The organism is Megalodesulfovibrio paquesii, assembly GCF_054653055.1.
This window is the reverse complement of record NZ_BAAIGQ010000004.1, coordinates 145,770-167,674: the sequence shown is the minus strand read 5'-3', so window position 1 is coordinate 167,674 and position 21,905 is coordinate 145,770. Positions and strand designations below refer to the sequence as shown.

General features: G+C 61.9%; 18 protein-coding genes, 1 tRNA gene and 1 pseudogene. 17 read left to right on the top strand and 3 right to left on the bottom strand.

Annotated elements, in window-relative coordinates; genetic code table 11:
- Positions 1-94: 94 nt before the first annotated feature.
- Positions 95-170, bottom strand: a tRNA-Gly gene (locus tag ACYQ00_RS03475).
- A gap of 445 nt (positions 171-615) precedes the next feature.
- Between ACYQ00_RS03475 and ACYQ00_RS03470 the strand changes: the two genes are divergently transcribed.
- From ACYQ00_RS03470 to ACYQ00_RS03435, 8 genes are all read left to right on the top strand, one after another.
- Positions 616-1,272, top strand: a complete 657-nt coding sequence (locus ACYQ00_RS03470) for a fumarate reductase cytochrome b subunit (RefSeq protein WP_460030786.1) — start codon at positions 616-618, stop codon at positions 1,270-1,272.
- A 9-nt stretch (positions 1,273-1,281) separates the two neighbouring features.
- Positions 1,282-3,165: a fumarate reductase flavoprotein subunit gene (locus tag ACYQ00_RS03465; protein WP_460030785.1), complete on the top strand. Its 1,884-nt coding sequence runs from the start codon at positions 1,282-1,284 to the stop codon at positions 3,163-3,165.
- 26 nt (positions 3,166-3,191) lie between these two features.
- The gene (locus ACYQ00_RS03460; RefSeq protein WP_460030784.1) at positions 3,192-3,986 is read left to right on the top strand and encodes a fumarate reductase iron-sulfur subunit; all 795 of its coding nucleotides are present in this window, start codon (positions 3,192-3,194) and stop codon (positions 3,984-3,986) included.
- Positions 3,967-4,803: a fumarate hydratase gene (locus ACYQ00_RS03455; protein ID WP_460030783.1), complete on the top strand. Its 837-nt coding sequence runs from the start codon at positions 3,967-3,969 to the stop codon at positions 4,801-4,803. Before ACYQ00_RS03460 ends, ACYQ00_RS03455 begins: the two co-directional genes overlap by 20 nt.
- Positions 4,803-5,348 (top strand): Fe-S-containing hydro-lyase, encoded by a 546-nt coding sequence (locus ACYQ00_RS03450; protein WP_460030782.1) that lies wholly within the window; start codon positions 4,803-4,805, stop codon positions 5,346-5,348. The genes ACYQ00_RS03455 and ACYQ00_RS03450 overlap by 1 nt, the downstream gene beginning before the upstream one ends.
- Positions 5,349-5,412: 64 nt before the next feature.
- Positions 5,413-6,726 (top strand): malic enzyme-like NAD(P)-binding protein, encoded by a 1,314-nt coding sequence (locus tag ACYQ00_RS03445; protein ID WP_460030781.1) that lies wholly within the window; start codon positions 5,413-5,415, stop codon positions 6,724-6,726.
- 175 nt (positions 6,727-6,901) lie between these two features.
- A complete protein-coding gene (locus tag ACYQ00_RS03440; RefSeq protein ID WP_460030780.1) occupies positions 6,902-8,215 on the top strand; it encodes an SLC13 family permease in 1,314 nt (437 codons plus the stop codon).
- Between the two features lie 266 nt (positions 8,216-8,481).
- Positions 8,482-9,843, top strand: coding sequence for an SLC13 family permease (locus ACYQ00_RS03435; protein WP_460030779.1), 1,362 nt, complete (start codon positions 8,482-8,484; stop codon positions 9,841-9,843).
- Between the two features lie 403 nt (positions 9,844-10,246).
- Here ACYQ00_RS03435 and gltA read toward each other — a convergent pair whose 3' ends face one another.
- Together gltA and ACYQ00_RS03425 are read right to left on the bottom strand one after the other, a co-directional pair.
- Positions 10,247-11,635, bottom strand: coding sequence for an NADPH-dependent glutamate synthase (gltA, locus tag ACYQ00_RS03430; protein WP_460031317.1), 1,389 nt, complete (start codon positions 11,633-11,635; stop codon positions 10,247-10,249).
- 45 nt (positions 11,636-11,680) lie between these two features.
- A pseudogene (locus tag ACYQ00_RS03425) lies at positions 11,681-12,526 on the bottom strand (sulfide/dihydroorotate dehydrogenase-like FAD/NAD-binding protein); the annotation flags it as partial.
- Positions 12,527-12,633: 107 nt separating this feature from the next.
- Between ACYQ00_RS03425 and ACYQ00_RS03420 the strand changes: the two are divergent.
- The 9 genes from ACYQ00_RS03420 (at position 12,634) to ACYQ00_RS03380 (ending at position 21,905) form a co-directional block, all read left to right on the top strand.
- The gene (locus ACYQ00_RS03420; protein WP_460030778.1) at positions 12,634-12,876 is read left to right on the top strand and encodes a hypothetical protein; all 243 of its coding nucleotides are present in this window, start codon (positions 12,634-12,636) and stop codon (positions 12,874-12,876) included.
- Positions 12,873-14,900 carry a cache domain-containing protein gene (locus ACYQ00_RS03415; protein ID WP_460030777.1) on the top strand — a complete coding sequence of 676 codons (2,028 nt, stop codon included), beginning with the start codon at positions 12,873-12,875 and terminating at the stop codon, positions 14,898-14,900. The genes ACYQ00_RS03420 and ACYQ00_RS03415 overlap by 4 nt, the downstream gene beginning before the upstream one ends.
- Positions 14,893-16,347, top strand: a complete 1,455-nt coding sequence (locus ACYQ00_RS03410) for a sigma-54-dependent transcriptional regulator (RefSeq protein ID WP_460030776.1) — start codon at positions 14,893-14,895, stop codon at positions 16,345-16,347. Before ACYQ00_RS03415 ends, ACYQ00_RS03410 begins: the two co-directional genes overlap by 8 nt.
- 22 nt (positions 16,348-16,369) lie before the next feature.
- Positions 16,370-17,173 carry a L,D-transpeptidase family protein gene (locus tag ACYQ00_RS03405; RefSeq protein WP_460030775.1) on the top strand — a complete coding sequence of 268 codons (804 nt, stop codon included), beginning with the start codon at positions 16,370-16,372 and terminating at the stop codon, positions 17,171-17,173.
- A gap of 178 nt (positions 17,174-17,351) precedes the next feature.
- Positions 17,352-18,143, top strand: a complete 792-nt coding sequence (gene flgF, locus ACYQ00_RS03400) for a flagellar basal-body rod protein FlgF (protein WP_460030774.1) — start codon at positions 17,352-17,354, stop codon at positions 18,141-18,143.
- Positions 18,144-18,195: 52 nt separating this feature from the next.
- Positions 18,196-18,978: a flagellar basal-body rod protein FlgG gene (gene flgG / locus ACYQ00_RS03395; protein WP_460030773.1), complete on the top strand. Its 783-nt coding sequence runs from the start codon at positions 18,196-18,198 to the stop codon at positions 18,976-18,978.
- 12 nt (positions 18,979-18,990) lie between these two features.
- Positions 18,991-19,974 (top strand): flagellar basal body P-ring formation chaperone FlgA, encoded by a 984-nt coding sequence (gene flgA, locus ACYQ00_RS03390; protein WP_460030772.1) that lies wholly within the window; start codon positions 18,991-18,993, stop codon positions 19,972-19,974.
- Between the two features lie 10 nt (positions 19,975-19,984).
- Complete coding sequence (locus ACYQ00_RS03385) at positions 19,985-20,707, top strand: flagellar basal body L-ring protein FlgH (RefSeq protein ID WP_460030771.1); 723 nt, start codon at positions 19,985-19,987, stop codon at positions 20,705-20,707.
- Between the two features lie 55 nt (positions 20,708-20,762).
- Positions 20,763-21,905, top strand: a complete 1,143-nt coding sequence (locus tag ACYQ00_RS03380; RefSeq protein WP_460030770.1) for a flagellar basal body P-ring protein FlgI — start codon at positions 20,763-20,765, stop codon at positions 21,903-21,905.

Here is a 21,905-nt window from a genome sequence, read left to right as displayed (position 1 = left end):
CTGTCCGGCTGCTGCGGCGACATCTTCCCGAAATGGAAAGTGAGGCACACAGGGCGCAGCGCGAACTCTCTTTGAGAAGAGAAGACGAACGACCTGGAGCGGGCGACGGGATTCGAACCCGCGACACCAAGCTTGGGAAGCTTGTACTCTACCAACTGAGCTACACCCGCTCTCCAAACGGAAGTCTTTACCCGCTGTGGATGGTTCTGTCAAGGGGCGCGGGCAGGGTTCAGAAGAGTGCCTCGCGCCGGCGCATTGCAGGCAATAGCCTCAAATACGATTCTTGCCTGGCCGGATTCTTCTTGAACAGGAAAGTTTCATTCCTGTGTCACAAGAAAAATGCTGATCGGTCAATCAATCTAACTTGGTACCAACATAGAATAAATCAAATTTTTGTTGGCAGCGGGATTGGTACGCGGCATGCTACAGCGCTGCAGCCGGTGGCGAGCGAGCCGGGAGTATGGCTTGGGGTTGGTGAGACGTGGCAGTGTGGCTCGCAGCCTGCCGGTGAATGAAAATTTTCGCACACACACTCTGTAGCAGCGGTAGAGGAGTGCATGGGCTGTTTGCCATGCGGGAAACGAACGACCCCAGTTCCAAGGGAGGCGTGATTTCATGAATGCAAGCACCATCACCTTGCATGTCCCCCAGCGCAGCAAGATCGCGGGCCGGATGGATTTTTTCCAGATGGCCAGCGGCGTGTTGCTGATTCTGTTCCTGTGGGCGCATATGCTGCTGGTTTCCAGCGTCATTTTGAGCCCCAGCCTCATGAACGGTATCGCATGGTTCTTTGAGGCGACGTACATGGCCCAGATTGGCGGCCCGGCCATCTTCGTGCTCATGGTCGTGCACTTCATCCTCGCGGCGCGCAAGATGCCCTTCAAGCAGGATGAATGGAAGACCTTCCGCGTGCATGCCTGCATGCTGCACCACAAGGACACCACCATGTGGCTGGTCCAGGTGGTCAGCGCCATCCTTATCCTGGTGCTCGGCGCGGTGCACATGTTTGTGGTCCTGACCGATCTGCCCATCACCGCCGCCAAAAGCGCCGCCCGCATTCAGAGCGGCTGGCTGTATCTGTATCTCGTGCTCCTGCCCATGGCCGAGCTGCATGTGGGTGTGGGCTTTTATCGCATCGGCGTCAAGTATGGCTTCATCGGCCGGGAAAAGCGCAAGTGGTTCCAGAAGACCGAGAATGTCATGATGATCGGCTTCATCACCATCGGCCTGTTGACCCTCGTGCGCTTCATGCTCTTGAATATCCAAGGATAGGGTGAGGCAATGCAGATTTACCATACCGACGTGTTGTGCATCGGCGCCGGCCTGGCCGGGGAGCGCGTGGCCGTGGAAGCCGCCATGGCTGGCCTGAACACCATCATGCTCTCCCTGGTGCCGCCGCGCCGCTCCCATTCCTCCGCCGCGCAGGGGGGCATGCAGGCTGCCCTGGGCAACGCCATCATGGGTGACGGCGACAGCCCGGACGTGCACTTTGCCGACACTGTGAAAGGCTCCGACTGGGGCTGCGACCAGGAAGTGGCCCGTATTTTTGCCGATACCGCGCCCATCGTCATGCGCGAAGTGGCCCACTGGGGCGTGCCCTGGAACCGTGTCGTGCCTGGCAAACACACTTACTACAAAGGCGGCAAGCCCTTTGAAGCCGAGGAAAAGGCGGAAAAGGGCGGCCTCATCCACGCCCGCGCCTTCGGCGGCACCGCCAAGTGGCGCACCTGCTATACCGCGGACGGCACCGGCCGCTCCGTGCTCAATACCCTGGACACCAAGTGCCTGCAGTACGGCGTCACCGTGCATGACCGCATGCAGGCCGAGGCCCTGATCCACGACGGGGAAACCTGCCTGGGCTGCATTGCCCGCTGCCTGCGCAATGGGGAACTGGTTGCCTACCTGGCCACCTCCACCCTCATTGCCACCGGTGGCTACGGCCGCATCTACAAGGCCACCACCAACGCCGTGATCTGCGACGGCGGCGGCCAGATCATCGCCCTGGATACCGGCCTGGTGCCCATGGGCAACGCCGAGGCCGTGCAGTTCCACCCCACCGGCACCGTGCCCACGGACATTCTGGTGACCGAAGGTTGCCGTGGTGACGGTGGCACGCTGCTGGACGTGAACCAGTACCGCTTCATGCCAGATTACGAGCCTGACAAGGCCGAACTGGCCTCGCGCGACGTCGTCTCCCGCCGCATGACCGAACACATGCGCAAGGGCCTGGGCGTCAAGAGCCCCTACGGCGACCACCTCTGGCTGGACATCCGCCACCTGGGCGAAAAGCACATCACCACCAAGCTGCGGGAAGTGTACGACATCTGCACCAACTTCCTGGGCGTGAATCCCATCCACCAGCTCATCCCCGTGCGCCCCACGCATCACTATTCCATGGGCGGCGTGCGCACCAACCGCGATGGCGCGGCCTACGGGCTCAAGGGCCTGTTCTCCGCCGGCGAGGCCGCCTGCTGGGACATGCACGGCTTCAACCGCCTGGGTGGCAACTCCCTGGCCGAAACCGTGGTGGCCGGCCGCTACATCGGCAAGCGCATGGTGGAATACACCAAGGGCGCGACGACCTCCTTTGGCATGCAGTACGTGGACGCCGCGCACAAGCAGGTGCAGGAACGCATCACGGATATGGTCACCGGCCGCAAGGGCAAGGAAAGCGCCATCAAGATCCGCGATGAAATGCACGACATCATGATGGAAGGCGTGGGTATCTTCCGCAATGGCAAGGACCTGCAGACGGCCGTGAACAAGCTGGAAGAGCTGTACGACCGCTCCAACAAGATCGGGCTCACCTCCGCCTGCAAAGGCATGAACCCGGAACTCTCCCTGGCCCTGCGCATCCGCGGCATGGTCAAGCTGGCCCAGTGCACGGCTTACGGCGCGCTCATGCGCACGGAATCCCGCGGCGCGCATACCCGCGAGGACTTCCCCGAACGCAACGACAAGGAATGGCTGAACCGCACCCTGGCGTACTGGAAGGAAGGCGCCAGCATGCCCACCCTGGAATACGAAGAGGCCTCCCCCTACTACGAAATGCCTCCGGGAGACCGCGGCTACGGCGGCGGCGTGACCATCGCCAACGAACTGCCCCCCGAAAAGTTCGTCATCCCCGAAGCGGCGAAGGAAAACCTCAAGAAGGCCAAGCTGTAAGCCGGTAGGACCAAGGAGCAAGTCTCATGAATCGCATGCTGACGTTGAACATCTTCCGTTACAATCCGCTGGATCCGGATTCCCAGCCCCGGATGCAGACCTTCACCGTCCAGGAGTACGACTCCATGACCCTCTTCATCGCCCTGACGCAGATCCGCGATGAAAAGGACCCGACCCTGAAAGTGGACTTCTGCTGCCGGGCTGGCATCTGCGGTTCCTGTGCCATGGTCATCAACGGTCGCCCGGGCCTGGCCTGCCACACCCAGACCAAGGACCTGCCCGCGGAAATCACCCTGCACCCGCTGCCGTTCTTCAAGCTGCTGGGCGACCTCTCCGTGGACACGGGGACCTGGTTCCGCAAGACCGGCCTGCAGATCGAAGCCTGGTGCCACAGCGACGACAAAGCCTTCGACCCCACGGCCGAAGAAATGCGCATGGACAACGACCTGGCCAATGAAATCTTCGAGCTGGATCGTTGCATCGAGTGCGGTTGTTGTGTGGCCGCTTGCGGCACGGCTCGGATGCGTACGGACTTCCTGGGCGCGGTTTCCATCATGCGCGTGGCCCGCTTCTACCTGGATCCACGAGACAAACGGTCCGAAGACGACTACTACGACGTGATTGGCAATGATCAGGGCGTCTTCGGTTGCATGGGTCTCCTGGCGTGTGAAGATGTGTGCCCCAAGGGCATCCCCCTGCAGGACCAGCTGGGCATCATGCGCCGCATGATGGCCATGCACTCGGTCAAGGGCGTGCTGCCGCGGCCGCTCATTGAATCCATCAAGAAGAAGGGGTGCTGCCATGCGCATCATCAAAGCTGAGGACGTGAAAACGGCCGTCCGCGACATGATCATCGAGGCCTGTCGCATTCTGCCGGAACCCATCTACAAGGCCTTCAAGGAGGCCCGCGACTCTGAAACCACAGACAGCGCCCGCGAGGTGCTGGACCAGCTGATCAAGAACGCGGATCTGGCCAAGGCCACCAACATGCCCCTGTGCCAGGACACCGGCTCTGCCGTGCTGTTTGTGGAAATGGGTGAGGATGTGCGGGTGGAAGGCGGCCTCAAGGCCGCGCTGACCGCCGGCATGGTGGAAGGCTACGACAAGGGCTACCTGCGCAAATCCATGTGCCACCCCCTGCAGCGCAAGAACACCGGGGACAACACCCCGGCCATCATCCACCTTGAGCTGGTTCCCGGCGACAAGCTGAAGATCCAGTTCATGGCCAAGGGCGGCGGCTCGGAAAACATGTCCCGCTGCACCATGCTCACCCCGGCGCAGGGCTGGGAAGGCATCAAGGACTTCGTCGTCCGCCGCATGGCCGAGGCCGGCCCCAACCCCTGTCCGCCCACCATCGTGGGCGTGGGCATCGGCGGCAGCTTCGATCTGGCGCCCACCCTGGCCAAGAAGGCCCTCTTCCGCCCCCTGGACGTTCCCAATCCGGACCCCGAAATCGCGGCCATGGAAAAGGAACTCCTGGAAGCCATCAACAACCTGGGCATCGGTCCCATGGGCCTGGGCGGCAAGACCACCAGCCTGGCCGTGAAGATCGAAATGCACCCCTGCCACATCGCCAGCCTGCCCCTGGCCGTGAACGTGCAGTGCCATTCCGCCCGGACCAAGGAGGTTGTGCTCTAATGGCCACCTACCACCTGAACGCCCCCATGATTGACGAAGACGTGGCCAAGCTGAAGGCCGGCGATGTGGTCTACCTGACCGGGACCATCTACACCGCCCGCGACTCGGCCCACAAAAAGCTCATTGCCGCCCTGGATGCCGGCGAGCAGCTGCCCTTCGACCTCAAGGGATCGGTCATTTACTATGTCGGGCCCACCCCGGCCCCTCCAGGCAAGCCCATCGGCTCCGCCGGCCCCACCACCTCCGGCCGCATGGATACCTATGCCCCCCGCTTGCACAGCCTGGGCTCCAAGGCCTCCATCGGCAAGGGCAAGCGCAACCAGGCCGTGCGCGATGCCCTCAAGGAACACAATGGCGTGTACTTCGGCGCCACCGGCGGCGCAGGCGCGCTCCTGGCCGAATGCATCACCGCCTCCGAGGTCATCGCCTATGAAGACCTGGGCCCCGAGGCCATCCGCAAGCTGACGGTCAAGGATTTCCCGCTCCTGGTCATCAACGACGCCCACGGCGGCGAACTGTACGCCAAGCCCAATTACCCGCTGTAATTTTGCGGATATCAATCCCGCCCCCCGTCTCCAGGGGGGGCGGAGCAGCAAGGAGACAGAAGACATGGCTTTGTTTACCAAGCAAGAAGCGCTGGACTACCACGAGTTTCCCCGCCGCGGGAAGGTTGAGGTGGTGCCCGTCAAGCCCTGTAACAACCAGAAAGATCTGTCCATGGCCTATTCGCCCGGCGTGGCCGAGTGCTGCAAGGCCATCAAGGAAGACCCCTCCAAGGCCAGCCAGTACACCGGCCGCGACAACCTGGTGGCCGTGGTCTCCAACGGCACCGCCGTGCTCGGCCTGGGCAACATCGGCCCGTTGGCCGGCAAGCCGGTCATGGAAGGCAAGGGCGTGCTCTTCAAGACCTTCACGGACATTGATGTGTACGACATCAACCTGGACTGCGGCGATCCTGAACTGCTGATCAAGATCGTCAAGGCCCTGGAGCCCACCTTCGGCGGCATCAACCTGGAAGACATCAAGGCCCCCGAGTGCTTCTACATCGAAGAAACGCTCAAGAAGGAAATGGGCATCCCCGTTTTCCATGACGACCAGCATGGCACGGCCGTCATCTCCGGCGCGGGCCTCATCAACGCCTGCGAAATCTGCAATCGCAAGCTCGAAGACCTCAAGATCGTGGTGGTGGGCGCCGGGGCGGCGGGCATCGCTTGCTCCAATTTCTACGTCGAGCTGGGCGTGGATCCCAAGAACATCTTCATGTTCGACACCAAGGGCCTCATCCACAAGGGCCGCCCCACGGGCAACAAGTACAAGGACGCCTTCGCCCAGGACAAGGACCTCGGGTCCCTGGCTGACGTGATGAAGGGCGCCGACGTGTTCCTGGGCCTCTCCACCAAGAATCTGGTGAGCAAGGAGATGGTCCAGAGCATGCACAAGTCCCCGGTCATCTTCGCCATGGCCAACCCGGACCCGGAAATCACCTACCATGACGCCAAGGACGCCAACCCCAACTGCATCATGGGCACGGGCCGGTCCGACTACCCCAACCAAGTGAACAACGTCTCCGGCTTCCCGTACATCTTCCGCGGGGCCCTGGACGTGGGCGCCACGGAAATCAACGAAGCCATGAAGATCGCCGCCGCCAAGGCCCTGGCCCAGCTGGCCAAGGAGCCGGTGCCGGCGGAAATCTGCGACATGTACGGCGTCAAGGAACTCACCTTTGGCATCGACTACGTGATTCCCAAGCCGCTGGATTCCCGCATTCTGGAATGGGAAACCGTGGCTGTGGCCAAGGCCGCCATGGAAACCGGCGTGGCCAAGAAGCCCATTGCCGACCTGGACGCCTACCGTGTGGCCCTGCGTGAACGTGTGGCCGCCTCCCGTAAACGTATCAACGCATATGTGGAGAGCTACAAATAGCCATGTAGCAACTGGCTGAGACTTGCGCCGCCCGGCCCGTTATGGGCCGGGCGGGGTTTCAGGAATCGCTGTGATTGTGTGTTTCGCCATGAGCGTGTCTCGCACATGAAAAGCATACTGGTATGGGGGTAGAGTTGTGAGCAAATATCTTAAAATAGTTGGATTGACCGCAATTATGCTGTTGGCGTTTGCCTGTGTGTGTTTTGCCCAGGACAAGGCACCGCCGCCGGTTGAACATGCCTATATCACCCTGGCCATTCTGGGTGTGGCTGCCATCCTCTTTTTTACGGAAATGGTGCCCTTGCCGGTCACGGCCATGCTCGTGCCGGTGGCCTTGGGACTCTTCGGCATCATTCCGGCAAAATCAGCCTTCGCCAACTTCGGCAACGAATGGGTGGTCATCTTCATGGCCATGTTCGTTATCGGGGAGGCGACCTTCATCACCGGCTTTGCCGACAAGGTCGGGGCGCTGACAGTCAAACTCTCTGGCGGCAGTGAAGCAAAATTACTCATTTTCTCGATGATTGCCATGGCCGGGCTCTCGGCCTTCCTGTCCAATACCGGCACCGTGGTGGTGGCCATTCCCATGATCATGGGAATGTGCGCCTCGGCCGGCATCCGCCCCAGCAAGATTCTCATGCCCGTGGCCTTTGCCGCCGGCCTTGGCGGGTGCATCACCCTGGTGGGCACGCCGCCCAACGGCCTGGTGAACTCCGTGCTGGGCAAGATGGGCAGTGATGGCCTGCAGCCATTTGGATTCTTTGAATTCGCCAAGATCGGCATCCCCCTGACCCTGGTGGGCATCGGCTATTATGCTCTTATCGGCAAAAAGTTTCTGCCGGACACCCAGGGTGAATGCACCATTACGGAAGATATCGCCGAGCACGCCCCCCGGGCCCGGCGCACGAACAAGATGCCCATCTGTCTGGCCATCTTCCTCTTTGTGGTGGTGGCCATGGCCACAGGCTTCATGCCGCTGGTGACGGCGGCCATGCTCGGCGCCTGTCTCATCGTGGCCACGCGCTGCATGACCATGAAGGAAGCCTTCAACGCCATCGACTGGACCACCATCTTCCTCTTTGCCGGCACGCTGTCTCTCTCCACGGCCCTGGACAAAAGCGGTGCGGCCAAGCTTATTGCCGCCAACGTGGTGAGCATGGTCAGCGAGCCGTATATGCTCATGGCCGTGGTCTGCGCGTTGACGGCCATCGTGACCAACTTCATGTCCAACACGGCCACGGCGGCCCTGATGGCTCCCCTGGCCGTGCCCATTGCCACCCAGGGCGGCGTGTCGCCCCTGCCGCTGCTCATGGGCATTGCCATGAGCGCCTCGGCCTGCTTCCTCACGCCAGTGGCCACCCCGCCCAACACCATCGTGCTTGGGCCCGGCAACTATAAGTTCATCGATTACTTCAAGTCGGGCTGGCCGCTGCAGATGATCTGCTTCGTCATGGTCGTCGTGCTGGTCCCGCTTATCTGGCCTTTCTAACGCCCAATCCAACGCGTCCAAGCGCTCCCCGCCCCGCCCGTGCCACGCCACGCGCGGCGCGGGGCAGGGAGCGAGCAGTTCAGATTCGCGCCGGCCTGCTCGGACGAGCACCGGCGTACAACCCAAAAAGAGAGCGCCCAGGAGGGCTCAGCCTCGGTTCCGCTTGCCCATCGCAGATTGGGGCTGGCGGATCTTATTTGTGAAGCGGAATGTTCGTGCGCATTGCGATTCGTGGCATCCACATGCTCCCATAGGAGTGAGGATTTATGAAAAGGTATCTTACCTTGCTGGGTTTCGTTGTGTTCGCGCTGCTTGTGACTGCAGGTATCTGCTTTGCTGCTGAAGCTCCCCCTCCGCCACCAGCCAGCCACGCGTACATCACTTTGGCAATCCTTGCGGTTGCCGGCGTTCTCTTCTTTACGGAACTGGTCCCGCTGCCGATCACGGCCATGCTCGTGCCGGTAGCCCTGAGTCTTTTCAACATCATCCCGGCCAAGGCCGCCTTTGCCAACTTTGGCAACGAATGGGTGGTCATCTTCATGGCCATGTTCGTGGTGGGCGAGGCCACCTTCGTCACCGGCTTTGCGGACAAGGTCGGCCAGCTCACGGTCAAGCTCTCCGGCGGCAGTGAAGTGAAGCTGCTGCTCTTCTCCATGATTGCCATCGCCGGCTTGTCGGCCTTTCTGTCCAACACCGGCACCACCGTGGTGGCCATCCCCATGATCATGGGCATGTGCGCCTCGGCTGGCATACGGGCCAGCAAGATTCTCATGCCCGTGGCCTTTGCCGCTGGGCTTGGCGGGTGCATCACCCTGGTGGGCACGCCGCCCAACGGGCTGGTGAACTCCGTGCTCAGCAAGATGGGCGACGGCGGCTTCAAGCCCTTTGGCTTTTTTGAATTCGCGCTGTTCGGTGTGCCCCTGACCATTGTCGGCATTCTGTATTTTGCCCTCATCGGCAAAAAGTTTTTGCCGAACACGGACTGCGGCAAGCTGGAAGACGACGAACGCCTGGAAGTGCAGGTGCCCAAGGTCAAGCGCGAAAACAAGATGTGGATTTGCCTGGGCATTTTCGCCTTTGTGGTGGCGGTGATGGCCTCGGAATTCATCGACCTGGTCACCGCGGCCATGCTGGGCGCGTGTCTGATGGTCATCACCGGCTGTATGACCATGAAGGAAGCCTTCAAGTCTATTGACTGGACCACCATCTTCCTCTTTGCCGGCACCCTGGCGCTCTCCACGGCGCTGGACAAGAGCGGCGCGGCCAAGCTCATCGCCACGGCCGTGGTCTCCCAGGTCAGCGACCCGTACATGCTCATGGCCGTGGTCTGCGCGCTCACAGCCATCGTCACCAACTTCATGTCCAACACGGCCACGGCGGCCCTCATGGCGCCCCTGGCCGTGCCCATTGCCACCCAGGGTGGGGTGTCGCCCCTGCCATTGCTCATGGGCATTGCCATGAGCGCCTCGGCCTGCTTCCTCACGCCCATCGCCACCCCGCCCAACACCATCGTGCTGGGGCCGGGCAACTACAGGTTCATGGATTACTTCAAGGCCGGCTGGCCCCTGCAGGTGATCAGCTTCATTATGTGCGTGACGATCATTCCGCTGATCTGGCCATTCAAGTAGCTGTAGTTACGTCTTGTTTTCCTCCGTCATGTCGGGGATGCGGGGCTTGCGCCCGCATCCCCGTCTTGTATATAAGACCGCACGAACGCACACCCGAAAAAGCACGCCGGAAGCGCGGCGGTTGGTCCACGCTCCCGGCGGTTCAGGGGTGTTGCCAAGGCAGGGGCCTTGCCAAAGCAACGCTGTGCGTTCGAGACTTGGTAAGTGGACGGTCCCAGCGGGGCCAAGGGAGAGAGTGCCGGGACCGTCCGCCTCTGGCCAGCACGGCTGGCCGTTGGCTTTTTTGGGGAGTGGCCGATGCCCCGGGGTACGCAGGGGCATCGACCGTCCGAATCAGGTGACGAGCCTCAGGCAATGTCCATCAGGGGACATGCCCCAGGAAGCGTTCGTCATACAATGCGCATCAGGCAACGCCCAGCCGGCTGGCCATTTCCTTGGCTGCCGTGCGTCCCGCCCCGGCCGCAAGGATGACCGTGGCCGCGCCGGTGACGATGTCCCCACCGGCAAAGACGTTGGGGATGCTTGTTTCACAAGTGGATTCATCCACCTGGATGTACCCCCACTTGTTGGTGGCCAGGTTTGGCTCATTGTCGAGCATGACCGGGTTGGACCGGGTGCCCACGGCGATGATGGCCAGATCCGTCGGCAGCTCGTAGAAGGCGCCTTCAATGGGCCGGGGCGAGCGGCGGCCGGAGTCGTCCGGTTCGCCAAGTTCCATGCGCTGGAGCTTCACGCTCTGGAGGTGGCCATGCTCGTTGCAGGTGAATTCCAGTGGCGCGGCCAGGCACTCCATGATCACGCCTTCTTCAATGGCATGTTCGATTTCCTCATGCCGGGCGGGCATGGCCTCCACGGTGCGGCGGTAGACGATGCGCACGCTTTCCGCACCCAGGCGCAGGGCCGTGCGCGCGGCGTCCATGGCCACGTTGCCACCGCCATACACGGTGACGTGCTTGCCGCAGATGATGGGCGTGTCATAGTTCGGGAAGTCGTAAGCCCGGCCCAGGTTCACGCGGGTCAGGTATTCGTTGGCCGAGAAGACGCCGATGGCGTTTTCGCCAGGAATGTTCAGGAACCGCGGCAGCCCGGCGCCCACGCCGATAAACACGGCCTTGTATCCCTGGTCGAACAAATCCTGGATGGTAAAGGTCTTGCCGGCCACGGCATTGAGCTTGAAATCCACCTGCAGCTGCCGCAGGGCATGGATTTCCTTGTGCACGATTTTGTTCTTGGGCAGCCGGAATTCCGGAATGCCGTACACCAGCACCCCGCCCAGCTCATGCAGGGCCTCGAACACCGTGACCTTGCACCCGCGCGAGGCCAGATAGCCAGCCACGGTGAGGGAGGAAGGACCGGACCCGATGCAGGCGACCTTCTTGTCGGGGTCGATCATCGGGCAGGTTTCCTTGGCCTCGTCGGAGAGCAGGTCGCAGGCATCGCGATGCAGGTATTCGTCGGCCACAAAGCGTTCCAACCGGCCGATGGCGATGGGCTGGCCCTTTTTAAGCAGGATGCACTTGCCTTCGCATTGCACTTCCTGGGGGCAGACCCGGCCACAGATGGCTGGCAGGCTGTTGGTGGTCTTGATGGTCTTGTATGCTTCCTCGATGCGTCCCTCGGCCAGGTGGGCAATGAACTGCGGGATGGGCACCTCCACGGGGCAGCCTTCCACGCATCCGGGTTTTTTGCACTGCAGGCAGCGCCGGGCCTCTTCCATGGCCAGCTGGGTGGTGTAGCCCAAGGCCACTTCATTAAAGTTCTTGACCCGCTCCGCCGGAGCCTGATGCGGCATGGGCACGCGAGGGGCGAGTTCCTTCTTTTTCTTGGCCGGCTTGCCTTCGGCAGCCTTGCAACGGCACTCGTGGTACGCCTCCATGGAGGTGCTCTCCATGGGCTTGAAGGCCCTGAGGCGCATGCCGAGTTCGGCAAAGTCCACCTGATGCCCGTCGAACTCGGGACCGTCCACGCAGGCGAATTTGGTCTTGCCGCCCACGGTCACGCGGCAGGCACCGCACATGCCGATGCCGTCCAGCATGATGGAGTTGAGCGATACCGTGGTCTTGACGCCAAAAGGCTCCGTGGCGCGAGAGACGGCAGCCATCATGGGCACCGGGCCCACGGCCACCACCTCGCGCACGCTCTTGTCGTGCCGGAGGCGATCGACCAGAAGCTCCGTCACCAGGCCTTTGTGGCCATAGCTGCCGTCGTCGGTGGAGACGAGGACTTCATCGGCAAACTGCTTGAGTTCTTTTTCGAAGAGCAGCAGGTCCTTGCTGCGGGCGCCGATGATGGCCACCACCTTGTTGCCGGCCTGATGATGGCCCTTGGCAATGTGGTGCATGGCCGCAATGCCCGTGCCGCCGCCCACGCAGATGACGGTGTCTTCCTTTTCAATATGCGTGGCCTTGCCAAGCGGGCCACAGAGGTCCAGGATGGTGTCGCCCTGGTGAAGGGCTTCGAGCATGGCTGTGGTTTTGCCGAGGACGAGATAGACGATGGTGATGGTCCCGGCGGAAGGGTCGGCGTCTGCGATGGTCAGGGGGACTCGTTCCCCGCGTTCATCCACCCGCAGGATGACGAAGTTGCCCGGCTTGGCCTTGGCGGCGATCTCCGGGGCGTGAATGACGAGTCGGCTGGTCTGGTCTTTGATCAACGACTCTTTGAGGAGGATTTTGTTCGACATGCAATCAGTCCTATCCTTGTGACCCGTGGCGAAGGCCCCGCAGCGATCGCAACGAGAAGAGTGTCAAAAGCCCCCTGGCTCGCATACGTCCCTGAAGAGCAGATGCCATGCCAGCGGAAGCGATGTGCATAACAAGCAGGAATCATTGCAGGCAAGGATTTTTTTCCTGCTTGACGGGACAAGACTTTCTTGTCGGGCAGGTCCGTTTTCCTGTAAAAGAAGAAATCTGCGCTCGTGAGGAAAGGAACGATGTGCAGCGCGTGGCGGATGGTGGCGTCAAAATTGCGAATTCCATGCAGTATGGGCCGCTTGTGCAAGATGGCTTCGATTTTGCTGCCGTTTCTGCATGAGCGAACAACTCGCGACACCGACAAGCTGGCGGCAAATGCTCAAGGCCCTGTTTTCCTGTCACCGTGATCATGAGGTAGTCAGCCGCATTGCCTTGCTGCTGCTCTTTCTCATTCTCTTCGCCACGGGCATCAGCGTGGTGTACAGCTATTATCTGAACAAGGCGCATGACGAATCCCTGGGTGCGGCCCATGGGGAAATGCTCAAGCATTACAGGCACAGGTTGCAGGTTTCCGTCCAGTCGCTGACCATGAGCCTGGGGGAGACGCTCAAAGCCATCCGTGAGCAGGGCGGCAAGGAGCCGGAGATGGAGGCCGCGCTCCGACGCATCATCCCGCGTATCCATTATGAGGATTCCGGCTATTACTTTATTTACAACACCCAGGGCGTGAACATCGTCCATCCGTTCCATCCGGAGTTCCAGGGCCAGTACCGCCTGGGCGTGGCCGATCCGGAAGGCACGCGTTATATTGCCCAGCTGACGGAAAAGTCCCTTGCCGGCGGCGGCTTCTCGACATACCGTTTCTTCAAGCCAGGCGAGGCGGCGCCTTCGTCCAAGCTGGTGTACGCCCAGCTTATTCCGGGTACGGAATACTGGATTGGCACAGGCATTTATCTGGATGACGTGGAACAGGAACTGGACCACATCTCCAACAGTTTTCAAACCATCCACCGCCGGGCCATCTTCACCGTGGGCAGCGGGGTGGCTGTGATCCTGGTCTGCTTTGTCATCCCGGTCAGTCTGGTGATGATCAACTCCATCCTCAAACCCTGGCGGCAGATGGAACGCGAGCTCAGACATGCGCAAAAGATGGAGGCCATCGGCATCTTTGCCGGCGGCATTGCGCACGACTTCGGCAACGTCATCGGGGCCATTTCCTCCTGCACGGAGCTGGCGCTCTTTGATACGGACAAAAACTCGCCGGTGTATGAGGATCTGCTGCACGTGCTCAAGGCTGCCAAGCGCGGCAAGAGTCTGGTCAAGCGGATCAAGGAATTCAGCAATCAGGCGGACACGCCCCGCCAGTCCGTGGACATGGGCCGCGTGGTCAAAGAGTGCATGCACCTGGTGCGCAGCATCATGCCGGCCACCATCCAGGTCCGCGAATCCATCAAGGTGGAACATGTCCGCGTGATGGCGGACACGGACCAGCTCCTCCAGATTCTCATGAACCTGTGCACCAACGCCGAACAGGCCATGCGCTTCGTCAAAAACGGGGTGCTTAGCGTGGAGCTGGACACCGTGGAACTGGACGAGGAAACCGCCCGCCGCCAGGCCCTCAAGCCCGATCTGTACGCCCGGCTGGTGGTCTCGGATACAGGCATCGGCATGAAGCCCGTGGTACTCAAACGCATTTTCGAGCCGTTCTACACCACCCGCAAGAAGAGCGGCGGCACCGGCCTGGGTCTGTCCATGACCAAGAGTATCGTCAAAATGTACGGCGGCGGCATCGACGTGAAGAGCGTGCCCGGCAAGGGCGCATCCTTCAGCGTGCTCATTCCCTGCGAGCATCATATGGAAGAGCTGGAGGCACCGGAGAATCTGCAGGATTTGCCGGGAGGCACGGAGTCCATTCTGGTGGTGGATGACGATTTGGATCTGCTGGGCTCGGTCTCCAAACTCTTCCGCCGGCTGGGGTATGTGGTGGAAAGCCGCAGCCGCAGCAAGGAGGCGCTGACACTGTTCAAGGAAAATCCCCAGCGGTTCGACCTGGTGTTTACCGACCAGCTCATGCCCGAGTTGACCGGGACGGAAATGGTCAACGAAATGCGCGCCGTGCGGCCCAACCTGCCCGTGATCCTGTGCAGTGGCTTCGATGGCCGCATTCTGCAGCACCGCATCCCCAAGGCCCTGGCCAATTCCGCCGGGTTCCTCTTCTTCCGCAAGCCGTTCGACACCGGGGAAATCTGCAGGGCCATCCGCAGTCTGCTGGAACGCGAGCCGGGCAGGGCGGCCACCGGGGATCATCTCCCCGGCACCCCGCATGCCCCCGCCAGCTCCTTCGAGGCTATCCCGCATGAGTGAGCAGGGCCTGCCCCAGCCTGCCGCCGGCGGCAGCGTGCTGATTATTGATGACGATGCCACCATGTGCCACGCCCTCAGCCGGGCCGTGCGCCGCATCGGCTGCGAGGCGGAGTGCGCGGAAACCATGGCCAAAGGGCTGCACATGGCGCAGAGCCGGCCCTTTGACATCGTGTTTCTGGATGTGCGCCTGCCAGACGGCAATGGCCTGACCCTCCTGCCCGAGCTGACTTCCCTGCCCAACAGTCCGGAAGTGATCATCATCACCGGCAAGGGCGACCCGGACGGCGCGGAGCTGGCCATTGGGGCCGGGGCCTGGGACTACATCGAAAAGACCCATTCCATCCAGCAAATCACCCTCACTCTGACCCGCGCCCTGGATTTTCACCGCAAGCGCAAGCTCTGCCGGGTGACCGGGGCCGTGAAGGTGTTGCGGCGTGAGCACATCGTGGGCGATAGTCCGCCCCTCATGCGGGCCCTGGATCTGGTGGCCAGCGGCGCCCAGAGCAATTCCAATGTGCTCATTACCGGAGAAACCGGCACCGGCAAGGAACTCTTTGCCCGGGCCATTCACGAAAACAGCCCCCGGGCGGACGGGCCCTTTGTGATTGTGGATTGCGCCGCCCTGCCGGAAACGCTGGTGGAATCCATCCTCTTTGGCCACAAAAAGGGCGCCTTCACCGGAGCCGAGCGCGACCAGCTGGGCCTGGTGCTCCAGGCTGATGGCGGCACCTTGTTTCTGGATGAAATTGGCGAGATGCCCCTTTCCCTGCAGAAGGTCTTCCTCCGCGTGCTGCAGGAACGCACCGTGCGCTCCATTGGCGGCCGGGAAGAACGGCCCGTGGATTTTCGCCTGGTGGCAGCCACCAACCGGGATCTGGAAAAGATGGTCGGGGAAAGAACCTTCCGCAACGATCTGCTTTATCGCATCCAGTCCATTTCCATCCACCTGCCACCCCTGCGCGACCGTGTGCAGGACATCCGCCCCCTGGCCAACCACTTCATCGAACGCATCTGCGCCCGCAATGATTCCCCCCAGAAGGGCGCTTGTGCGGATTTTTTCGAGACCCTGGAAGCCTATCCCTGGCCTGGCAATGTCCGGGAACTGATCCACACCCTGGAGCACGCCCTGGCTGCGGCCCTGCTGGATTCCTATCTGCTGGCCCAGCATCTGCCGGCGGCACTGCGGGCCAAGGTGGCCCGCACCCGCGTGGCCCCCACCGTGTGCGAGGAGCCGGCCCTGGATGTGGAAACCGCCGGCTTCACCATGGCGGACATGCCCTCCATGCAACACTTCCGGGACGACGCCTGGAGCCGCATCGAACAGCGGTATCTGAAATATCTGATGACTGTGTGCGGCGGGAACATGAAGGAGGCCATCCGCCTTTCCGGCCTTTCGCAGTCGCGGTTCTATGCCCTGCTCAAAAAACACAATATCGCCACGCGCTGAATGCGCAGGCGGGAGGCGTGTCATGAAATTGATCGGTAGTGCCTGCGGCATGGTGCTGGTGTCGGTCCTGGCTGTCGCGTTTTCGGGACTTGCAGGCGCGTCTGCGGGATTTGCTGCCGCTCACTCCCCCCTGCAGGGCGTCCGGCAACTGCTGCTGGTGCGGGCAGCGGACTGGAACAGCACCACCGGCACGCTGCAGCGGTACACCCGGGCGCAGGACGCTGCCGCCTGGCAGGCCGTGGGGGCGGCCATTCCCGTGAGCCTCGGCCGTAACGGGCTGGGGTGGGGCAGGGGGCTGCACCCTGCAGCACTGCTTGCAGAGGCGGGACGATTGGGCGAGCCGGTCAAACAGGAAGGTGATGGCCGCGCCCCAACAGGCCTCTTTGCCCTGCCCGGCGCTTTTGCCGCCGATCCTGCCGATCTGGAAGATGCCTCCGCCACAGGCACGGCCATGCCGCTGCTGACGCCCACCGCCGACTTTGTCTGCGTGGATGACATCGCCTCCCGGCACTACAACACCATCCAGCCCCGTACCCTGGAGGGCAAGGACTGGCAAAGTGCCGAGGACATGCTTCGGCCAGACGGGTTGTATCGCTTCGGACTGTTCGCGGCCCACAATCAGAGCCCCGTGGACCCGGGTGCAGGCTCCTGCATCTTTCTGCATATCGCTCGCGGCCCAGGACAACCCACCGCAGGCTGCACGGCCATGGAAACCCAGGCCATCCAGTCGCTGCTGGCCTGGCTCCTCCCCGAAGCCCGCCCCGTGCTGGCCCAGTTTCCGGAAGCCGCCTATGCCCGTGTGCGTGCGGCGTGGGGCCTGCCATAGCCGCCAGTTGCCCGCGCGTTTATTCGCAACCCGGTACGGCCGCCGTCAGCTTGACGGCGGCCGTTTTCTTTTTAAGGCAATAATAGCAGATAGATAATTACAGAAATATCCGACTTTTCGCGCTGGCACGGGCTGTGCAATCTCTCCTGCGTCCCACAGACGAAAAGGAGACACAACCATGCGCGATGACATGATTTCCGGTTTGTTTGGCGCGTTGACATGCGAGAATCGCATGAACATCATCGCCAACAATTTGGCGAACGCCAACACCACCGGCTACAAGCCCGAGCGGCTGGCTTTTGAAGACGTGTTCGTGTCCTACGCCCACGATGAAATCCGCCAGCCTGTGCTGAGCGTCCGCGAGAAAGAGCTCTTCCCCAGGGCCACGAACCTTTCCAAGGTGCGCATTGCCGGCGTGCGGACAGACTTTTCCCAGGGCTCCCTGAAAAATAGCGACAACCCCCTGGATGTGGCCATCCAGGGAACCGGCTTCTTCAAGGTGCAGAGCGAGGAAGGCCTGCTCTATACCCGTAATGGCAACTTCCATACCACCGCCGACGGCACGCTGGTCAATTCCGATGGCTATGAAGTCCAGGGCGATGGCGGGGCCATCGTCATTCCGCCCAACACCCGCGTGGACATCAACGAACAGGGCATGGTCTACGCCGACGGCGACCTCGTGGGACAGCTGCAGGTGGTGGACGTGAACGACCCCGGCGGGTCCCTCGAAAAATACGGCCGCAACCTCTTCCGGCCCAAGCAGGACGGCGCGGGCGGCGTGGTTGAACAGCCTTCCGAAGATTCCGTGGTGGTGCAGGGGTTTCTGGAAATGGCCAACGTCAACATCGTCGAAGACATGGTCAACATGATTGAAACCCAGCGCGCCTTCGAGGCCTATGCCAAAGTGCTGACCACCTCCAACGAAACCTGCACCAAGAACATCACCAAAGTGGGCAAGTCCACCACGTAACTGATTTGATTGGTCAAACTGGCCCACACGCTTTCCCAGGAGGAAACACGCCATGATGCGTTCCCTTTGGACGTCCGCCACGGGCATGATCGCCCAGCAGCTCAACATTGACGTCATCTCCAACAACCTTGCCAACGTGAACACCACAGGCTTCAAAAAGAGCCGCGCCGAATTCGAAGACCTGCTCTACCAGGATCAGAAGATCGCCGGCACGGAAACCGAAGCCGGCAACCGCATACCCACCGGCATCCAGGTGGGCATGGGCGTGCGCCCCACCACGGTGCACAAGATCTTCTCCCAGGGCGACTATCAGAACACCGAGAACGCCCTGGATCTGGCCATCGAAGGCGATGGGTTCTTCCTCGTGGATGTCAATGGCGAGGATGCCTACACCCGCGCCGGCGCCTTCAAGCTGGACAACGAAGGCACCGTGGTCACGGCCAACGGCTATGTGCTGCAGCCGGAATTCACCGTGCCTGCGGAAACCGTGAATGTGGTCGTGACCCAGGACGGTACCATCTCCGCCCTGGACAAGAACGGCGATGAGCTCGCCACGGCCAATATCCCCCTGTACACCTTCGCCAACCCCGCCGGCCTCAAGGCCCTGGGCCGCAACCTGTACACGGAAACAGAAGCCTCGGGCGACGCCGTGGAAGGCACCCCCGGCGAAAACAATGTGGGCACCATCTCCCAGGGCTTTCTGGAAATGAGCAACGTGGAGATTGTGGATGAAATGGTCAACATGATCGTTGGCCAGCGTGCGTACGAAGTGAACTCCAAGTCCATCCAAACCTCGGATTCCATGCTCCAGACCGCCACCAACCTCAAGCGGTAAACGGAGGGCCCCATGCGTTTGTGCTTCCTCATCCTCATTCTCGCCACGGCCGTGTGTGCCGTGGGCGCGTCGCCGCCACCGGGCGGGGAGACCTGGCGCGTGGTCATCAAGGACGCTGCCGCGGTCTCGTCGGACGTGGTGACCCTGGGCGACATCGGCAAACCCATCGGCATGGTGGATCAGGCCTTGTGGCGTCGTCTTGCGGCCACACCGCTGTTCCAGGCTCCGCCGGAAGCAGGCAAGCCCATGTTCGTGCAGGCGGAGGCCATCAAACAGGCCGTGGCCCAGTATCTGGGCGAGGCCGCCTCCATGGTGCTGGTGAACAAGCGGCTGGTGTTGCAGCGCGGCGGTTATGTTCTGGACCAGGACGGGCTCAAGGATGAGGTCGTCAAAAGACTGACAGAGTTCTGCGCCGCCGCAGGGGCAGATGCGGAATTCCGCGAGGTCAAGGGCCCTGAATTCATCTTTGTGGAAGATACCTCCCACCGGCTGCAAATTGAGCCCGTGCAGGAGAGTTGTCAGCCGGGTCGCATCGGATTCCGCATTTCGGAACTGACCTTCGATGGCCGGACCCTGCGCAGCTACACGGGCAGCGTGTTCATGGATGCCTGGCAGGAGATGGTGGTGGCTGCCCGTCCGCTTTCCAAGGGCGAGCCCATTGTCCCGGACATGCTGACCACGGCCCGCAAGAACGCGGCCTATGCCAAGAATGATCTCTGGAACCCGGACGCCGAGCAGGGCAATGGTCCCTGGCGGCTGGCCCGCAGCGTGGGCCAGGGGCAGCCCCTGACCCGCATGGATGTGGAAGCCCTGCCGGCCATCGTCAAGGGTGCGTCGGTGGAGATGATTTTCCGGGGTGCGCATGTGACCCTGCGAGTGCCGGCCACAGCCCTGGCTGATGGCGCCGTGGGCCAGCGCATCCTCGTCAAAAATACCCAAAGCAACCGCGACGTCTACGCCACCGTGCAGGACGCCCGGACGGTCACCGTCCAATAAGGAGCGCGACATGAACCGCCGCCTCGCCTTCCTCATGCTCATGGGCCTCATGGCCACGGGCTGCGTTACCTCCAAGAATCAGGTGGAATCCATGCCGACGCTCACCCCGCCGCCGGCCGAGGACATGGACCCCCAGACTGCCGGCAACCCCGGCTCCCTCTTCAACCCTGGCGATGCGCAGTATCTCTTTTCCGACAACCGCGCCCGCCGCATTGGCGACATCGTCTTGGTGAACATCACCGAAAGCTCCACCTCCAAGCTGGAGGCCAAGACGGACAGCAGCAAGGACAGCTCCAAGGATATGTCCGTGGAGAACGCCTTCGGGGCCACCACCGTGGGTGTGGGCAAGCTGCTGGGCTTTGACCCCTTGAAGCTGAGCGGCGATACGGGCACCTCGCCCTTGCTCAAGTATGCCGACGCCAGTGAACTCAAGGCTGACGGTTCCACGGAGCGCAACGCCGACGTCAGCGCCACCGTGGCTGCCCGGGTGGTCAAGATCCTTCCTGGCGGGTTGATGCAGATCGAAGGCGCGCGGGAAGTGCGCATCAACGAAGAAACGCAGATCATGGTGGTGCGGGGCCTGGTGCGGCCACGCGACATCGGCTCGGACAACTCCGTGTACTCCACCCACATTGCCGATGCCAAAATCGAATACTACGGCAAGGGCGTGCTGGCGGACAAACAGAAGTCAGGCTGGCTGACGCGGCTGCTGGACAACACCTGGCCGTTCTAGGCGCTCCTGCTGGCATGGTCTTCGCTGCGTTGGAATTCAAGGAAGGAGCATCGTCATGAAATTGTCCCACCTGTTTGCCTCATGCGCCCGGCCCGGTGCGGCGGCCGTTCTGGCCGCCGTTGCAGTGGCCGTCCTGTCCGCCATCCTGTTTGCGGAGCCGGCCCATGCCGTCCGCCTGAAAGACATCGCCACCTTCGGCGGTGTGCGTCACAACGACCTGGTGGGCTACGGGCTCGTGGTGGGTCTTTCCGGCACCGGGGATACGAACAAGAGCGAGTTCACCATTCAGTCCCTGGTCAACATGCTGGAGCAGCTCGGCGTGGCCGTGGACAAAAAGAGCCTCAAGCCCAAGAACGTGGCGGCGGTCATGGTCACCACCAAGATGCCCGTCTCGGCCAAACCGGGCACCGCGCTGGATGTCACGGTTTCGTCCCTGGGCGACTCGTCCAGCCTCCTGGGCGGCGTCCTGCTGATGACGCCCATGAAAGGGGTGGACGGCAACGTATACGCCCTGGCGCAAGGGGCCCTGGCCCTGGGCGGTTTCAATGTGGAGGCCGCGGCTGCCTCAGCCACCAAAAACGTGGTGACCGTGGGGCGCATCCCTGGCGGGGCCATGGTGGAGCGGGCCGTGCCCTTCAATTATAACGATCAGGAAGAGCTGGCCATTCACATGAACGTGGCCGACTTCACCACCACCCAGCACGCTGTGGAGCAGATCAACCGGGCCCTGGGCGGGCAGTTCGCCCGGCCCAAGGACATCTCCACCATCCAGCTGAACCTGCCGCCCACGGCCGTGGGCAATCTGGTGCCGCTGATGGCCAGCCTGGAGAACATCGAGATCTCCCCGGATTCCAAGGCCAAGGTGGTGGTGGATGAAAAGACCGGCACCGTGGTGGTGGGCCGGGATGTGCGGCTGACCAAGGTGGCCGTGGCCCACGGCAACCTGCAGATCGTCATCCAGGAAAATCCCAATGTATCCCAGCCCGGTCCCTTCAGTCAGGGGCAGACTGTGGTCACGCCGGAAAGCAACATCGGCATCAAGGAAGACAACCGCCGTCTGGTCATCATGGAAGGCGCCACGCTGCAGGAAATGGTGGACGGGCTCAACTCCATCGGCGCCACGCCGCGCGACCTGATTTCCATCCTGCGCACGCTCAAGAGCGCCGGCGCGTTGCATGCGGAATTGGAGGTGATTTAA

What these genes read in the sequence shown, in the direction of transcription:
- ACYQ00_RS03415 (WP_460030777.1), top strand. Translation starts at nt 12,873, where the DNA reads ATGAGCGAACAACTCGCGACACCGACAAGCTGGCGGCAAATGCTCAAG.
- ACYQ00_RS03435 (WP_460030779.1), top strand. Translation starts at nt 8,482, where the DNA reads ATGAAAAGGTATCTTACCTTGCTGGGTTTCGTTGTGTTCGCGCTGCTT.
- ACYQ00_RS03470 (WP_460030786.1), top strand. Translation starts at nt 616, where the DNA reads ATGAATGCAAGCACCATCACCTTGCATGTCCCCCAGCGCAGCAAGATC.
- ACYQ00_RS03445 (WP_460030781.1), top strand. Translation starts at nt 5,413, where the DNA reads ATGGCTTTGTTTACCAAGCAAGAAGCGCTGGACTACCACGAGTTTCCC.
- flgF (WP_460030774.1), top strand. Translation starts at nt 17,352, where the DNA reads ATGCGCGATGACATGATTTCCGGTTTGTTTGGCGCGTTGACATGCGAG.
- ACYQ00_RS03440 (WP_460030780.1), top strand. Translation starts at nt 6,902, where the DNA reads ATGCTGTTGGCGTTTGCCTGTGTGTGTTTTGCCCAGGACAAGGCACCG.
- flgG (WP_460030773.1), top strand. Translation starts at nt 18,196, where the DNA reads ATGATGCGTTCCCTTTGGACGTCCGCCACGGGCATGATCGCCCAGCAG.
- ACYQ00_RS03450 (WP_460030782.1), top strand. Translation starts at nt 4,803, where the DNA reads ATGGCCACCTACCACCTGAACGCCCCCATGATTGACGAAGACGTGGCC.
- ACYQ00_RS03420 (WP_460030778.1), top strand. Translation starts at nt 12,634, where the DNA reads ATGCCAGCGGAAGCGATGTGCATAACAAGCAGGAATCATTGCAGGCAA.
- ACYQ00_RS03385 (WP_460030771.1), top strand. Translation starts at nt 19,985, where the DNA reads ATGAACCGCCGCCTCGCCTTCCTCATGCTCATGGGCCTCATGGCCACG.
- ACYQ00_RS03380 (WP_460030770.1), top strand. Translation starts at nt 20,763, where the DNA reads ATGAAATTGTCCCACCTGTTTGCCTCATGCGCCCGGCCCGGTGCGGCG.
- flgA (WP_460030772.1), top strand. Translation starts at nt 18,991, where the DNA reads ATGCGTTTGTGCTTCCTCATCCTCATTCTCGCCACGGCCGTGTGTGCC.
- ACYQ00_RS03405 (WP_460030775.1), top strand. Translation starts at nt 16,370, where the DNA reads ATGAAATTGATCGGTAGTGCCTGCGGCATGGTGCTGGTGTCGGTCCTG.
- ACYQ00_RS03455 (WP_460030783.1), top strand. Translation starts at nt 3,967, where the DNA reads ATGCGCATCATCAAAGCTGAGGACGTGAAAACGGCCGTCCGCGACATG.
- ACYQ00_RS03410 (WP_460030776.1), top strand. Translation starts at nt 14,893, where the DNA reads ATGAGTGAGCAGGGCCTGCCCCAGCCTGCCGCCGGCGGCAGCGTGCTG.
- gltA (WP_460031317.1), bottom strand. Translation starts at nt 11,635, where the DNA reads ATGCCGCATCAGGCTCCGGCGGAGCGGGTCAAGAACTTTAATGAAGTG.
- ACYQ00_RS03460 (WP_460030784.1), top strand. Translation starts at nt 3,192, where the DNA reads ATGAATCGCATGCTGACGTTGAACATCTTCCGTTACAATCCGCTGGAT.
- ACYQ00_RS03465 (WP_460030785.1), top strand. Translation starts at nt 1,282, where the DNA reads ATGCAGATTTACCATACCGACGTGTTGTGCATCGGCGCCGGCCTGGCC.